The sequence below is a fragment of the Citrobacter sp. S-77 genome, assembly GCF_963864895.1.
In the GTDB taxonomy this organism is placed as follows: Bacteria; Pseudomonadota; Gammaproteobacteria; order Enterobacterales; family Enterobacteriaceae; genus Citrobacter; species Citrobacter murliniae.
Genome location: NZ_CAWLWU010000002.1, coordinates 1,019,428 through 1,033,640 on the forward strand (window position 1 = coordinate 1,019,428; position 14,213 = coordinate 1,033,640).

The following is a 14,213-nucleotide window of genomic DNA, read 5'->3' on the forward strand; positions in this document are numbered from 1 at the left end:
TAAGCATAAAAAAAGCCACGGTATATACCGTGGCAAAACCCAACATAGCTAAATAAAAAAGTATCAGGCGGGCTGTACGCCGTTAGATCTCAACATCCCGGTTGCAATCTTTGGAATAGATGTAGCTGAATGCTTCTCCACGACCCACGCCGTATCCGGCCTGCAGGGAATAAGCGCCCATAAAGATGTAGTCGCCTTTTTTCACAGGGATCCACTGATTGTCGAGGTTATAAACGCCCTGGCCTGAAAGAATATAAGCCCCGTGTTCCTGGACGTGCGTTTCGATATAACCGTGGCTGGCGCCCGGCTCGAACGACAGAATGTGCATATTCATATCGAAGCCCAATTCTTTAGGCAGGAAATCCAGCAGAATCACGTCATCCATGCCTTCGTAATGGATGCGTTCTAACTGATTGGCGTTACCGGAGACCAGCCAAGGCGCATAGCCCGCTACTGGTATGTAACGACGTTTGTATAAAAACAGCTGGCTGTCTTCAGCCTGGGCATTGCTAAAGGTGAGCAGCTCGCCTGGCGGGCAATACAGATATCCACCCTGCGTTAAAGCGAATGTTTTACCTTCCGCTTTTGCCTCAATTTTGCCGGAAATAACATAAACGAACGTTTCAATGCCTTCGCCGCCGAAACCGCTCTGGTTGCCCCCGTTCTGATGTACCGTCACCAGATAATCAACAAACGACGCGCCCAGTTTTGGCGTTGAGAGGATGGTGACGTCACAGTTTTCAAAACCCGGAATGATATTTTTAACCAGTCCATCGGGGGTTAAGAGGGCGAAGTTACCGTGTTTTACAATTGCGCGGTTAGCCAGTAAATCATCGCGGTAACCCGTGACGTTATTCAGATATCCCATTGTTGACTCCTTATTTCTGCCAGGCAAGTTGATGAAGCATTAATGCCAGAGTTTTGACCCCTTCGGCAAGGTCGTTAATATTTGTGCGTTCAGCGGGGTTGTGGCTGATACCGTTAATGCTGGGCATGAATATCATGCAGGTCGGCACACGGGGCGCGAAAATCTGCGCATCATGGCCCGCGCCGCTGTGCATCACGCGATAGTTCAGCTGTTCCTTTTCACACAGTTTGGTGAGGGTGGCGACCAGTTTGCTATCCATCGGAACCGGCGTTTCGTCCATCCACAAATCGATATCAATGCCGATATCCATTTCGTCGCAGATGGCGCGCATGTCATTTTCCAGTTGCTGAGTAAAATCACGCAGCACTTCGGCGTTGGTATGACGGCAATCGATGGTGAAGGTCGTTTTTCCTGGCACCACGTTGACAGTGTTTGGCTGCGGCTCAACTTTGCCAAAGGTCAGTACCAGAGGATCGCCATGTTTTTTGGCTTTCTCAATCGACTGGCTACAGATACGGCTGAAGGCGTAAACGGTGTCGCGACGGTAGCTTAGCGGTGTTGTACCCGCATGGTTGGATTCGCCGTTCAGCGTTACTGTATAGCGACGCTGTCCAACAATCGCGCTGACGACCCCGATGGACTGACCATTGCTTTCAAGTACGCACCCTTGCTCGATGTGCAATTCAACAAAGGCTTTGATGTCAGTGCGAGCGTGGAGCGGTTCGGCGGGGAGAGTAAAGCCGCAGGCGTTCATCGCATCAACAAAACGTGTGCCTTTGGCGTCCTGGATGTCGCGGACGTCATCGGGATTCGCCAGCCCAAAAATGTTCTTACTGCCCCAGAAGACATACGGGAAGCGGCTGCCTTCTTCTTCTGCCATGGAGACCACTTCGACCGTTTTCAGCGGCGCGCCGTAGGTAGTCTTAAGCCAGTCAATCGCTAACCACGCCGCCAGCGCGCCAAACTGGCCGTCAAGATTGCCGCCATTAACGACGGTATCAATATGCGAGCCGCTTAAAATGACCTGTTCCGGGGATTCGCTCCCGCGCAGGCGACCGTATAAATTGCCCACTTCATCAAAGCGCGTTTCCAGGCCGCTGGCATCCATACGCTTTTTAAATTGCTGTTGTGTTTCAAGCCATTCTGGCGAATACAGCAAGCGCGTCATCCCACCGGAAGGATCTGCGCCAAAGGAAGAGAGCCAGGGAAGGGATTCTTCTATTGCGTGACGAAAATGGTTGATCATATGAAATTCCTGTTTCAATAATTATTGTGCAAAGGGATTCTTTGTTTCGTATGACTTGATATAGAGAACATCGGAAATCAGGTATTGATAAATATCGTCAACAATGTCGACGCCATGGGCCGCAGCATTGCGTTGATTAATATCTTGATCCTGTCCGGGGTAATAAACCTGTTTAAAACCAGGTGCAGGAGTAACAGCATTTAACTCTTGCATGGTTTGACTGAGATGCTGACGAAATAATTGGCTGGAGGAGAAAAACTCGGGATTAATCACTAAATGCAGTTGGCCTAAATTACGTCCGGCATGTAGATCTTCATACATAGAACTGACCTGGCGACCAAACGGTAATCCCAACAGGATGCCGGATAACACATCGATCATCATCATCAGACCATAGCCTTTTGGTCCGGCGGCGGGAAGCAACGCATTGACTGCAAAAGGATCGGCTGTAGGCGCGCCATCTTTATCGACAGCCCAGGTATCCGGGATCGGTTCATTGCGTGAGCGAGCATCCAGAACTTTGCCCCAGGCCTGCACCGTCGTTGCCATATCAAAGGTCATGATATCGTCGCCTTCCCCTGGTGCGGCGAAGGCTAGCGGATTGGTGCCGTAGTAAATATCCGCGCCGCCGAACGGTACGACCATCGGGTCGGACTGGCAAACGGAGAGGCCAATCAGGCCTGCGCGAGCGGCTTGTTGCACAAAGTAAGAAATGGCTCCGCTGTGTCCCATTCGGCTAATGCCGACAACGGCGACACCATTTTTTTTGGCAATTTCAATTGCATGCTCCATACCCATCTTTGCTGCGACTTGTCCGGCGGCATTATCGGCGTGCAAAATCGCTGTACAGGGACCGGTATCTTCAAAACGAAATGTGGGTTCGCGGTTGGTGCCGCCTTTTGAAATGCGCTCGGCATAGTATTCAACGCGTACGGCACCATGAGAGTGAATACCTCTGGCATCTGCATACACCAATACCTCGGCAACCGTTGCGGCGTGCTCACGTTTTAGTCCGGCCTTGCAAAGCTTATTCTCGATAAGCTGGTGGAGTGTTTCCCGACTGATTTTCATCTGTCTTCCTTTTTAACGACGGTGTGAAGCATGACTGCCGTTAACATACCGGGAATATAAATAGATTATGTGATCCAGACACACAAAAAAATATAGTTAGAATTTATTTGATAATCGGTACTGATTTGCCATTTCTTTTTAAATAAATAATGCCGTTAAAAAATAACATGTAATCCTCCTGTGGTTATTAAAATTCTTTTGCTAATAATCTGTGTGTGATGCTAGTCACTCTATTTGTGATGTTGGATATATACCTTGAGTTCCACATTAACACTACTCGTGCAATTGCCATGGGTGCAATTATTAAGGGGTTGTTATGATCCACGCCTTTATTAAAAAAGGGTGTTTTCAGGACTCTGTCAGTTTAATGATTATTTCACGCAAGCTGAGTGAGTCCGAAAATGTAGACGATGTATCGGTCATGATGGGAACGCCGGCGAATAGATCGTTGCTGGAAACGACCGGGTTTTGGCATGACGATTTTAATCAGGCGACGCCGAATGATATTTGCGTGGCTATTCGTACTGAAGCGGCGGATGAGAGTATTACGCAGGCGATTTTGCAACAACTGGATGAGTCGCTGCAGCAGCTGGCGCAGGCAACCGGAGGGAGCCAAACGCTTCTGCAGGTCAGACGCTGGGAAAGCGCGTGTCAGAAACTGCCTGACGCGAATATGACGTTAATTTCTGTTGCTGGCGAATACGCGGCAGAGCTGGCGAACCAAGCGCTGGATCGTAACCTGAACGTCATGATGTTCTCCGACAACGTCACGCTGGAAGATGAAATCAATCTCAAGCGCCGCGCACAAGATAAAGGTCTGCTGGTGATGGGACCGGATTGCGGAACCGCCATGATCGCCGGTACGCCGCTGGCTTTTGCCAACGTAATGCCGGAAGGCAATATTGGTGTGATAGGCGCCTCCGGCACAGGGATCCAGGAGCTCTGTTCACAGATAGCGCTGGCTGGGGAAGGCATCACTCACGCCATCGGGTTGGGCGGACGCGACCTGAGCGCTGAGGTGGGGGGGATTAGCGCATTTACCGCGCTGGAGATGCTCGGTGCAGATGATAAAAGCCAGGTGCTGGCTTTTGTGTCTAAACCACCGGCGGAAGCGGTTCGTCAGCGTATTGTCACGGCGATGAAAGCCACGGGAAAACCCGTTGTGGCCCTGTTTTTAGGTTACACCTGCACTGCGAACCGTGATGAGAACGTCTGGTTTGCATCGACCCTTGATGATGCGGCCCGTCTCGCCTGTTTACTGGCGCGCGTCAAGGCGCGACGCTGTGCGCTTGCTGGCACGGGAGATGGGCTGATTCGAGGGCTGTATACCGGAGGAACGCTGGCTGCCGAAGCCGCGGGACTGCTGGCCGCACACCTGAACGTTGCTACGGATGCGCAGCATCATCACGGCATGATGCTGGATGCTGCCGGGCATCAGATTATCGATCTGGGGGATGATTTTTACACCGTCGGGCGGCCGCATCCGATGATCGACCCTGCGTTACGTAATCAGCTTATTACGGATCTCGGCTCGCAGCCGCAGATACGGGTGCTACTGGTAGATGTCGTGATTGGCTACGGGGCGACGGTAGATCCGGCTGCGTCACTGGTTCAGGCCTGGCAAAAGGCATGTGCTGCCCGAGACATCGAGCAACCGCTGATTGCGATTGCGACGGTGACCGGCACAGAAGGTGACCCGCAGTGTCGTTCATTGCAAATCGCTACGCTGGAAGATGCCGGAATTGCCGTGGTGAGTTCGCTCCCTGAGGCAACACTGCTTGCCGCCGAACTGATTCGACCATCTCAACCGTTATCTCATCAATCCGCACCTTCGCTACTGGAAAACGTAGCGGTTATTAATGCCGGGTTACGCAGTTTTGCGCTGGATTTACAGGCGGCAGAAAAGCCGGTGGTGCATTACCAGTGGGCGCCTGTCGCTGGCGGTAATAAAAAACTGGCTCGTTTATTAGAACGTTTGCAATAAGGGGTTCCAATGTTTACATCAGTGGCGCAAGCCAATGCTGCAGTAATCGAACAAATTCGTCGTGCGCGTCCGCACTGGCTGGATGTGCAACCCGCGTCCTTGTTAATCAGCGAACTCAATGAAGGAAAAACGCTGCTTCATGCGGGACCGCCAATGCGTTGGCAAGAGATGACCGGCCCGATGAAAGGGGCCTGCATTGGTGCATGTCTTTTTGAAGGGTGGGCCAATGATGAAATGAGTGCGCTGTCATTACTGGAGCAGGGAAAAGTCAATTTTGTACCTTGCCATCACGTTAATGCCGTGGGGCCAATGGGCGGGATCACTTCTGCCAGCATGCCGATGCTGGTGGTGGAAAACATCACTGAAGGGAATCGGGCTTACTGCAACCTTAACGAAGGTATCGGCAAGGTGATGCGTTTCGGCGCGTATGGAGAGGATGTCCAGCAGCGTTTACGTTGGATGCGTGATGTTCTGATGCCGGTCTTAAGCGCAGCGCTGAGCACCCTGGAGCAGGGTATTGACCTGACCGCCATGATGGCGCAGGGCATTACGATGGGCGATGAGTTCCATCAGCGCAACATTGCCTCTTCAGCCCTGTTGATGCGTACGCTGGCGCCGCTAATTGCCCGCCTGGAACATGATAAGCAGCAGATTGCTGAGGTGATGGATTTTCTTAGCGTAACCGACCAGTTTTTCCTCAACCTGGCGATGGCTTACTGCAAAGCGGCAATGGACGCCGGAGCGCAGGTGCGTTCTGGTAGTATTGTGACGGCGATGACCCGTAATGGCGACATGTTCGGTATTCGCGTGAGCGGACTTGGCGATCGCTGGTTTACTGCACCTGTTAACACACCGCAGGGACTGTTCTTTACTGGTTTTTCGCAGGAGCAGGCCAACCCGGATATGGGCGATAGCGCCATCACCGAAACGTTTGGCATTGGCGGAGCAGCGATGATCGCCGCACCAGGCGTAACGCGTTTTGTCGGTGCAGGCGGGATGGAAGCCGCAAAATCCGTCTCCGAAGAGATGGCGGAAATCTACCTGGAGCGCAATATGCAATTGCAGATCCCCGGCTGGGATTTCCAGGGGGCCTGTCTGGGGCTCGATATCCGTCGCGTGGTCGAAACAGGGATTACACCGCTGATCAATACCGGTATTGCGCATAAAGAGGCCGGTATTGGCCAGATTGGCGCGGGAACCGTCCGTGCGCCGTTGGCCTGCTTTGAGTTGGCCCTGGAAGCGCTGGCTGAAAGCATGGGCATTAGCTAAAAGGGGCGCGCATGATGATCATCCATCCTCTGCTGGGCAGCCAGCAGTCTGCGGATTTTCGCCAGTCATGGCAGTTGTCTGGCATCTGGCGGCGCGCGATTAATCTTGTGGCCGAAAGCGGCGCATTGTTGACGTTGCACCGCCAGGGGAGCGGCTTTAGTCCGGGAGGATGGGTGATCCGTACGCATGACTTTGATGCGCTGCGTACGGCGTTACGTGGGAGTGAAACCCCTCTGGCTGTCCCTGGGGGGATCCAGTTGGGGCCATTTTTGCTGTGCCAGCCGCGGCGCTGCTGTTCGTTGAGAATAACTTACCGCCCACATTCCCCGCGCCTTGCACTCGCCTGGATGGATCGCGGCGAGGAAACGGGATTGTTCGGGCCATTAATGCTGGCGGCAAACCTGCCTTTGTGCCCCGAGCTACGTCAGTTCCGCCACTGCTTCTTCTCGGCGCTTGCGGGGTTGCCGACAGACTGGCGGCAGTGGTTAGGCAAAGGGCCCGGTTTAACGCCCAGTCATGATGACACGTTGACCGGTATGCTGCTGGCGGCCTGGTATTTCGGCGCGCTAAATAAGAACTCCGGGCACCGTTTCTTTGATGATTCCGGCAACCTTGAGCAGGCGACGACTGTGGTTAGCGTGACCTATTTGCGCTACGCGGCGCTAGGGTACTTTGCTTCACCTTTACTCCACTTCACCCATGCTCTGCGTCGCCAGGAAAGGCTGGACGCAGCGATAAATTCGCTGCTGGCGCTTGGGCATACCTCCGGCGCAGACACCCTGTTGGGGTTCTGGATTGGACAACAAATCATAGAAGGATAGGGAATGAAAACGCTGGTTGTTGCTCTTGGTGGCAACGCATTATTGCAGCGCGGCGAGGCGCTGACGGCAGAAAATCAATATCGTAATATTGCCAGCGCCGTACCCGCCCTGGCGCGTCTGGCGCGCTCGTACCGCCTGGCTATCGTACATGGCAACGGGCCGCAGGTTGGCCTGCTGTCGTTACAGAATCTTGCCTGGAAGGAGGTCGAGCCTTATCCATTAGATGTGCTGGTGGCCGAGACGCAGGGCATGATTGGTTATATGTTGGCCCAGAGCCTGACCGCAGAACCGGAGATGCCGCCAGTCACCACGGTGTTAACCCGTATTGTGGTGTCCGAGGACGATCCTGCGTTTATGTCACCGGAAAAATTTATCGGCCCGGTGTATTCGCCCGAAGAACAAACGCAACTGGAAGCTACCTACGGCTGGCATATGAAGCGTGACGGAAAATACCTGCGACGTGTTGTCGCTTCGCCAGAACCTCGCCAGATCGTAGAAAGTGATGCCATTAAGCTCTTACTTAAAGAAGGGCATGTGGTGATTTGCAGCGGGGGGGGCGGCGTGCCCGTCACTGGCGAAGGAGTCGGGTCTGAAGCGGTCATTGATAAGGACCTGGCAGCGGCGTTGCTGGCTGAACAGATTGATGCAGATGGTCTGGTCATCCTGACCGATGCAGATGCCGTGTATGAGAACTGGGGGACGCCGCAGCAACGTGCTATTCGCCAGGCTTCTCCCGATGAACTGGCTCCGTTTGCGAAAGCGGATGGGGCGATGGGGCCGAAGGTGACAGCGGTAAGCGGGTACGTGAAGCGGCGTGGCAAACCGGCCTGGATTGGCGCGTTGTCACGTATTGAGGACACGCTTGCAGGCAAAGCCGGCACCTGTATCAGCATGTAATTATTACGGGTGGCGTGAATAGACGACACCCGTTTCGTTTTACTTCAGCTTACTTTGCGCCCAGATAATCCCACTGGCGTATTCCGGCGGCAGAAGGGGAATGAGTGCTTCCAGCGTTGCGCTCAGGCGAGCGGTATCGCTGTCCGTCAGGTTCAAGTGACCGACCTTACGGCCTTCGCGCACTTCTTTGTCGTACCAGTGCAGGTGCACCAGTGGCAACTTCAGCCAGTCGTAGTTCAGGTCAGTACCGATAAGATTCACCATGACCGAAGGATTGTTCACTACCGGCGTGGGTAATGGCAGGTCGGTAATGGCGCGCAGGTGCAGTTCAAACTGGCTGATGCTGGCGCCGTTTTGCGTCCAGTGCCCACTGTTGTGTACGCGCGGGGCCAGTTCGTTAATCAGCAAGCCTTCCGGGGTGATGAAACACTCCATCGCCATTACGCCGACATAGCCCAATTCCTGCATAATAGCGGACAACATCGCTTCAGCCTGTTCCTGCTGTTTCGCATTGGCTTGCGGAAATACCACGCTGGTACGCAGAATGCCGTCCTGATGCAGGTTATGGGTCAGCGGATAGAAGACTGTGCTGCCGTCATGAGCGCGAGCGCCCACCAGCGACACTTCACCTGAGAAGTTTATGCCTCGTTCGACAATGCATTCGCCGTAGCAGTCGTCTGGAAGTTGTTCAGTTTCATTGACGCGTAAACGCCACTGACCACGACCGTCGTAGCCGCCGACACGACGCTTCACGATTGCCAGTTCGCCCAGTTTGTCGAATATTGCAGACCACTCGCTATTATCCGCCAGCAGTTGCCACGGTGCGGTCGCCAAGCCGAGCTTGTCAAAAAGCTGCTTTTGCGTCAGACGGTCGGCAATAATCGGGAACACATCGCGGTTAACAAACGCCGGATGGCGGGCCAGCTCGCGAGTGAGTGCGGTTTCCGGCCAGCGCTCAATTTCAGCGGTAATCACGCTTTGCTGAAAGGGGACGGCCGCAGGTTCGGCATCCAGGCCAACAGGCCAGACTGCAATGCCCAACGGCTCGCCTGCCTGACGCAACATGCGTCCTAGCTGACCGTTACCAAGTATGCAAACCTGCTTCATGCCGCACCTCGCGGGTCCGGGTTCTCCAGCACCTCATCGGTTTGCGCTTTACGCCAGTCGATCAGACGCTGGTGTAGCGTTTTATCGTGGGTTGCCAGAATTTGCGCCGCCAGCAGTGCCGCATTTGCTGCGCCCGCTTTGCCAATCGCCAGCGTGCCAACCGGAATGCCGCGCGGCATCTGCACGATGGAATAAAGGCTGTCTACGCCGCTCAGGGCAGCACTTTGTACCGGAACACCTAAAACAGGTACCAGCGTTTTCGCCGCAATCATGCCAGGCAGATGTGCTGCACCACCTGCACCGGCAATAATCACCTGATAGCCGTTCTCTTCTGCGCTCTCGGCGAAGCTGAACAGTTTATCGGGGGTGCGGTGAGCAGAGACAACTTCAACGTGGTGCGGGACATCCAGGATTTCGAAGATTTCGGCGGCGAACTGCATGGTAGTCCAGTCGCTTTTGGACCCCATCACGATGGCGACACGCGCCGGATTATTGCGGGAAGACATGCGTCTTAAAACTCCTGTGGTGCGAAACACACTGCTTTCGAGGCGAGAGAGAATAGCATGATATACAAGCAAGGAAAACGGTTGCGCAGCGAAATGTTAACGCCTGGATGTAATCCCCTGGAGGGTTTACTGGGAGATTTTTCATGGTCAAACAGGTCGTTACGCTGGGCTGTAGGGAAGTGGCAGATTTTCGATTATTGAAGCATTGGGTTTTGTTATTAGCCGCTGGTCAAAGTGCGTTTCTTCGTTATATCGGCGAGGAGCGTGCATATATCGGTGGCTTAGTTACTTCATTCCACTCTTTTTTGAGAAGCGCGTAGATAAAGGTGTCATCGTGGGGCGCGAAGCGGACATTCTCCAGCGGTATCGCTTACAAAAGTAGCAGTGCTAAAGATACCGACCCTGTAAAAACAATTTTTTATGAATAGTGCAACCCGCGGACCGTTCTTTCAGTCGCTCACACGCCACCATGCCTTGATAACACAATTTCGTATTTGGTATCCATTCGCATTCACCGAATGTCGGTACGATAATTCTGCTATTCAAATTGAGCACAGGATCACATTTAATCGCCTTATTACGGTTCAGCATGTTGAACAAGGTATATTTTCCACTACACAATGCCGATATCATTTATTCCAATAGCAAGAGGGAACCATTATGGTTCGCAAAGGGTGTAATTCATTAGTCCGTGCTGAAAAAATATTAACCCATATTGCGTGGGTAGGTGTGGCAAGTTATATGGAATTATTAAAAAAATTTCAGTATCCCAAAAGTAGTCTGCTTAATTTATTGAATGTGATGGTGGAATGTGGCTTCTTAATTAAAAATAAAAATGGCCATTATTCACTGGGGATTAAAAACTACGAACTGGGATGTCAGGCACTGCACCGCCAGAATATTTTTGAAGTGACGAAGCGGCCAATGCAGGAGCTGTCGTTGAAAAGCGGCTTGGTTTGTCATCTGGGCGCGATGGAGAGCTATTCTGCTATCTATCTTGACAAGATTGAAAGCCCGGATTCGGTGCCGACCAGCAAAAGCTGGATTGGCAAAAAACTTGAATTACATATTACCGCACTGGGTAAGGCGTTATTGGCCTGGAAAACGAGAGAAGAGTTGGATTATTTTTTAGATGCTCTTACGTTGACTCCACATACGCGCAATACATTTACTGATAAAAAATTATTTCTGGAAGAACTGCAAAAAACGCGGCTTCGGGGATGGGCCATAGATAACGAAGAATCGACCTATGGTGCAGTATGTTTAAGTATGCCTGTATTCAATATGTATAACCGGGTTAATTATGCGATCTCGCTATCAGGCGATCCGGTGGTTTACTCAGGAAATAAGATCGACGGTTATCTGGAACTGCTCCGAAAGTGTGCCGGGCAAATATCATATGGACTGGGATACATAAGCGAAAATGAATATTTACGAAAAGGAAATTGAAGTAATGAAAAAATTCAGCGGCATTATTCCACCGGTATCCAGTACGTTTCATCGTGACGGAACCATTGATAAAACGGCAATGCGCCAGGTTGCCGACTTCCTGATTAATAAAGGAGTCGACGGGCTGTTTTACCTTGGCACCGGTGGTGAATTTAGCCAGATGAATACCGCCCAGCGCATGGCGCTCACCGAAGAAGCCATATCCGTTGTTGGTGGGAGGGTTCCTGTATTGATTGGCGTCGGTTCGCCTTCCACTGATGAAGCGGTCAAATTGGCGCGGCATGCCGAATCCTGCGGTGCTGACGGTGTCGTCGCCATCAACCCTTACTACTGGAAGGTCGCGTCACGAAATCTTGACGACTATTACCAGCAGATCGCTCGTAGCGTCACTTTGCCGGTAATCCTGTACAACTTTCCGGATTTGACGGGCCAGGACTTAACCCCGGAGACAGTGAAACGTTTGGCCTTGCAAAATGAGAATATCGTTGGCATCAAAGACACCATCGACAGTGTCGGTCACTTGCGCACGATGATTAACGCAGTTAAGTCAGTGCGCCCGTCGTTTTCTGTATTTTGCGGCTATGACGACCATTTACTGAACACCTTGCTGTTAGGGGGGGACGGCGCGATTTCAGCCAGTGCTAACTTTGCACCGGAACTCTCCGTTGGTATCTACCGTGCCTGGCGCGAAGGTGATCTGGCAACCGCCGCCAACCTGAACAAAAAGCTACTGCAACTGCCATCTATTTACGCTCTGGAAACGCCGTTTGTCTCGCTAATCAAATACGGTATGCAATGCGTAGGGTTACCAGTAGAGACTTATTGCTTGCCGCCAATTCTTGAGGTGTCAGAAGAAGCCAAAGAAAAAGTCCATGCACTGTTGGTTGCGCAGGGTATTTTACCGGTCTGAGGAGAATCTCATGTCTGTACGCAATATTTTTGCTGACGAGAGTCACGATATCTACACCGTCAGAACGCACGCCAATGGCCCTGATGGTGAACTGCCGCTGACGGCGGAGATGTTAATCAACCGCCCGAGTGGGGATCTGTTTGGTATGACCATGAATGCCGGAATGGGCTGGTCTCCGGATGAGCTGGATCGGGATGGTATTTTACTGCTCAGTACGCTCGGTGGCTTACGCGGCGCAGACGGTAAGCCTGTTGCACTGGCGCTGCACCAGGGGCACTACGAGCTGGATATCCAGATGAAAGCGGCGGCTGAGGTTATTAAAGCGAACAGTGCCTTGCCCTATGCTGTGTATGTCTCCGATCCTTGTGATGGACGCACGCAGGGCACGACCGGGATGTTTGATTCGCTACCGTACCGTAACGATGCCTCAATGGTGATGCGCCGTCTTATCCGCTCTCTGCCCGATGTGAAAGCAGTCATTGGCGTGGCTAGCTGTGACAAGGGGCTTCCGGCTACCATGATGGCACTCGCCGCGCAGCATGATAAAGCGACGGTATTGGTGCCTGGTGGTGCGACGCTACCTGCAAGAGATGGGGAAGATAACGGTAAGGTGCAGACCATAGGCGCACGCTTTGCTAATGGTGAGTTATCACTACAGGACGCACGCCGTGCCGGCTGCAAGGCCTGTGCCTCATCCGGAGGTGGCTGTCAATTTCTGGGTACTGCCGGGACATCGCAGGTTGTGGCCGAAGGATTGGGGCTGGCGATTCCGCACTCGGCATTGGCCCCTTCTGGTGAGCCGGTGTGGCAGGAGATCGCCAGAGCTTCCGCAAGGGCGGCGTTGAACCTGTGCCAGCAAAGCATTACCACCCGGGAGATACTCACCGATAAAGCGATTGAGAATGCGATGACTGTCCATGCGGCGTTTGGCGGCTCGACAAACCTGCTGCTCCACATCCCGGCGATTGCCCATCAGGCAGGCTGCCATATCCCAACCGTTGACGACTGGATCCGCATCAATAAGCGGGTGCCCCGACTGGTGAGTGTGCTGCCCAATGGCCCTATTTACCACCCAACTGTTAATGCTTTCATGGCGGGCGGTGTGCCAGAAGTGATGCTGCATTTGCGCAATCTTGGATTGCTACATGAAGACGTTATGACTGTAACCGGCAGTACACTGAAGGAGAACCTGGACTGGTGGGAGCACTCAGAACGCCGACAGCGATTCAAACAACTACTGCGCGAACAAGAACAGATCGACGCTGACGAGGTGATCATGTCGCCGCAGCAAGCGAAGGCACGTGGCTTAACCTCAACAATTACCTTCCCAGTGGGTAATATTGCTCCGGAAGGGTCAGTGATCAAATCCACAGCCATCGATCCATCGGTGATTGATGATCAGGGAGTCTATTACCATAAAGGTGTGGCGAAGGTCTATCTGTCCGAGAAAAGTGCAATTTACGATATCAAGCACGACAAAATTAAAGCGGGCGATATTCTGGTCATTATCGGTGTTGGTCCTTCCGGTACCGGGATGGAGGAAACCTACCAGGTTACCAGCGCGCTGAAACACCTGTCATACGGTAAGCATGTTTCACTGATTACCGATGCGCGATTCTCGGGCGTTTCCACTGGCGCGTGTATAGGTCATGTGGGGCCAGAAGCGCTGGCCGGAGGACCAGTCGGTAAATTACGCACTGGAGATATTATCGAAATTAAAATTGATTGCCGCGAGCTTCAGGGCGAAGTCAATTTCCTCGGAACCCGTAGCGATGAAAAATTACCCTCAAGGGAGGAGGCAACAGCAATATTAAACGCCAGACTCAGTCATCAGGATTTACTTCCTGATCCTGAACTGCCCGATGATACCCGGCTTTGGGCAATGCTCCAGGCAGTTAGCGGCGGCACATGGATGGGTTGTATTTATGATGTGAATAAAATCGGTGCTGCGCTGCGAGATTATATTAATAAGAACTGATAGTAAAAAATAAAAAAATCCAGACACCCTAATAATTTGACTACGCGTTATAAATCATTTGCGTAGCCAGATTATTAGGGGTCGTTACCCTACAATGAGAGGACATT

Annotated in this window: 12 protein-coding genes; 7 read left to right on the forward strand and 5 right to left on the reverse strand. The window is 52.5% G+C overall.

All coding sequences use genetic code 11. The features are described from left to right. Positions 1 to 82: 82 nt before the first annotated feature. Genes allE through allD form a run of 3 tightly spaced genes read right to left on the reverse strand, consistent with a single transcriptional unit; the run spans position 83 to position 3,185 of the window. Positions 83 to 868: a (S)-ureidoglycine aminohydrolase gene (gene allE / locus AACS05_RS05410; protein WP_045440777.1), complete on the reverse strand. Its 786-nt coding sequence runs from the start codon at positions 866 to 868 to the stop codon at positions 83 to 85. Positions 869 to 878: 10 nt separating this feature from the next. Continuing rightward, positions 879 to 2,114: an allantoate deiminase gene (allC, locus tag AACS05_RS05415; RefSeq protein ID WP_045440779.1), complete on the reverse strand. Its 1,236-nt coding sequence runs from the start codon at positions 2,112 to 2,114 to the stop codon at positions 879 to 881. A 21-nt stretch (positions 2,115 to 2,135) separates the two neighbouring features. After that, positions 2,136 to 3,185 (reverse strand): ureidoglycolate dehydrogenase, encoded by a 1,050-nt coding sequence (gene allD, locus AACS05_RS05420; protein ID WP_045440781.1) that lies wholly within the window; start codon positions 3,183 to 3,185, stop codon positions 2,136 to 2,138. Positions 3,186 to 3,501: 316 nt separating this feature from the next. On the opposite strand from allD, the gene AACS05_RS05425 reads away from it, so the two are divergent. The 4 genes from AACS05_RS05425 to AACS05_RS05440 are packed head-to-tail and all read left to right on the forward strand — an operon-like array spanning position 3,502 to position 8,156. Then, on the forward strand, positions 3,502 to 5,169 hold the full coding sequence (locus tag AACS05_RS05425; RefSeq protein ID WP_045440783.1) for an acyl-CoA synthetase FdrA: 1,668 nt from the start codon (positions 3,502 to 3,504) through the stop codon (positions 5,167 to 5,169). A gap of 9 nt (positions 5,170 to 5,178) precedes the next feature. After that, positions 5,179 to 6,438: a YlbE family protein gene (locus AACS05_RS05430; RefSeq protein ID WP_045440786.1), complete on the forward strand. Its 1,260-nt coding sequence runs from the start codon at positions 5,179 to 5,181 to the stop codon at positions 6,436 to 6,438. Positions 6,439 to 6,449: 11 nt separating this feature from the next. After that, entirely contained in the window at positions 6,450 to 7,259 is an 810-nt protein-coding gene (locus tag AACS05_RS05435; RefSeq protein ID WP_045440788.1) for a DUF2877 domain-containing protein, read from the forward strand. 3 nt (positions 7,260 to 7,262) lie between these two features. Further along, positions 7,263 to 8,156: a carbamate kinase gene (locus tag AACS05_RS05440; RefSeq protein ID WP_045440791.1), complete on the forward strand. Its 894-nt coding sequence runs from the start codon at positions 7,263 to 7,265 to the stop codon at positions 8,154 to 8,156. A gap of 39 nt (positions 8,157 to 8,195) precedes the next feature. On the opposite strand, the gene purK is transcribed toward AACS05_RS05440, so the two are convergent. Continuing rightward, positions 8,196 to 9,263 carry a 5-(carboxyamino)imidazole ribonucleotide synthase gene (gene purK, locus AACS05_RS05445; RefSeq protein WP_045440793.1) on the reverse strand — a complete coding sequence of 356 codons (1,068 nt, stop codon included), beginning with the start codon at positions 9,261 to 9,263 and terminating at the stop codon, positions 8,196 to 8,198. Further along, a complete protein-coding gene (purE, locus tag AACS05_RS05450) occupies positions 9,260 to 9,769 on the reverse strand; it encodes a 5-(carboxyamino)imidazole ribonucleotide mutase (protein ID WP_045440795.1) in 510 nt (169 codons plus the stop codon). Before purE ends, purK begins: the two co-directional genes overlap by 4 nt. 660 nt (positions 9,770 to 10,429) lie before the next feature. Here purE and AACS05_RS05455 point away from each other — a divergent pair. Genes AACS05_RS05455 through yjhG form a run of 3 tightly spaced genes read left to right on the forward strand, consistent with a single transcriptional unit; the run spans position 10,430 to position 14,106 of the window. Next, the gene (locus AACS05_RS05455) at positions 10,430 to 11,218 is read left to right on the forward strand and encodes an IclR family transcriptional regulator (protein WP_045440798.1); all 789 of its coding nucleotides are present in this window, start codon (positions 10,430 to 10,432) and stop codon (positions 11,216 to 11,218) included. A 4-nt stretch (positions 11,219 to 11,222) separates the two neighbouring features. Further along, positions 11,223 to 12,128 carry a dihydrodipicolinate synthase family protein gene (locus AACS05_RS05460; RefSeq protein ID WP_144243052.1) on the forward strand — a complete coding sequence of 302 codons (906 nt, stop codon included), beginning with the start codon at positions 11,223 to 11,225 and terminating at the stop codon, positions 12,126 to 12,128. A 10-nt stretch (positions 12,129 to 12,138) separates the two neighbouring features. Further along, positions 12,139 to 14,106, forward strand: a complete 1,968-nt coding sequence (yjhG, locus tag AACS05_RS05465; RefSeq protein WP_045440809.1) for a xylonate dehydratase YjhG — start codon at positions 12,139 to 12,141, stop codon at positions 14,104 to 14,106. The last annotated feature ends 107 nt before the right edge of the window (positions 14,107 to 14,213 follow it).

Excerpts from the sequence above, each read along its gene's own strand:
- purK (WP_045440793.1), bottom strand. The coding sequence starts at position 9,263 with ATGAAGCAGGTTTGCATACTTGGTAACGGTCAGCTAGGACGCATGTTG.
- AACS05_RS05435 (WP_045440788.1), top strand. The coding sequence starts at position 6,450 with ATGATGATCATCCATCCTCTGCTGGGCAGCCAGCAGTCTGCGGATTTT.
- purE (WP_045440795.1), bottom strand. The coding sequence starts at position 9,769 with ATGTCTTCCCGCAATAATCCGGCGCGTGTCGCCATCGTGATGGGGTCC.
- allD (WP_045440781.1), bottom strand. The coding sequence starts at position 3,185 with ATGAAAATCAGTCGGGAAACACTCCACCAGCTTATCGAGAATAAGCTT.
- AACS05_RS05460 (WP_144243052.1), top strand. The coding sequence starts at position 11,223 with ATGAAAAAATTCAGCGGCATTATTCCACCGGTATCCAGTACGTTTCAT.
- allE (WP_045440777.1), bottom strand. The coding sequence starts at position 868 with ATGGGATATCTGAATAACGTCACGGGTTACCGCGATGATTTACTGGCT.
- yjhG (WP_045440809.1), top strand. The coding sequence starts at position 12,139 with ATGTCTGTACGCAATATTTTTGCTGACGAGAGTCACGATATCTACACC.
- AACS05_RS05425 (WP_045440783.1), top strand. The coding sequence starts at position 3,502 with ATGATCCACGCCTTTATTAAAAAAGGGTGTTTTCAGGACTCTGTCAGT.
- AACS05_RS05430 (WP_045440786.1), top strand. The coding sequence starts at position 5,179 with ATGTTTACATCAGTGGCGCAAGCCAATGCTGCAGTAATCGAACAAATT.
- allC (WP_045440779.1), bottom strand. The coding sequence starts at position 2,114 with ATGATCAACCATTTTCGTCACGCAATAGAAGAATCCCTTCCCTGGCTC.
- AACS05_RS05440 (WP_045440791.1), top strand. The coding sequence starts at position 7,263 with ATGAAAACGCTGGTTGTTGCTCTTGGTGGCAACGCATTATTGCAGCGC.
- AACS05_RS05455 (WP_045440798.1), top strand. The coding sequence starts at position 10,430 with ATGGTTCGCAAAGGGTGTAATTCATTAGTCCGTGCTGAAAAAATATTA.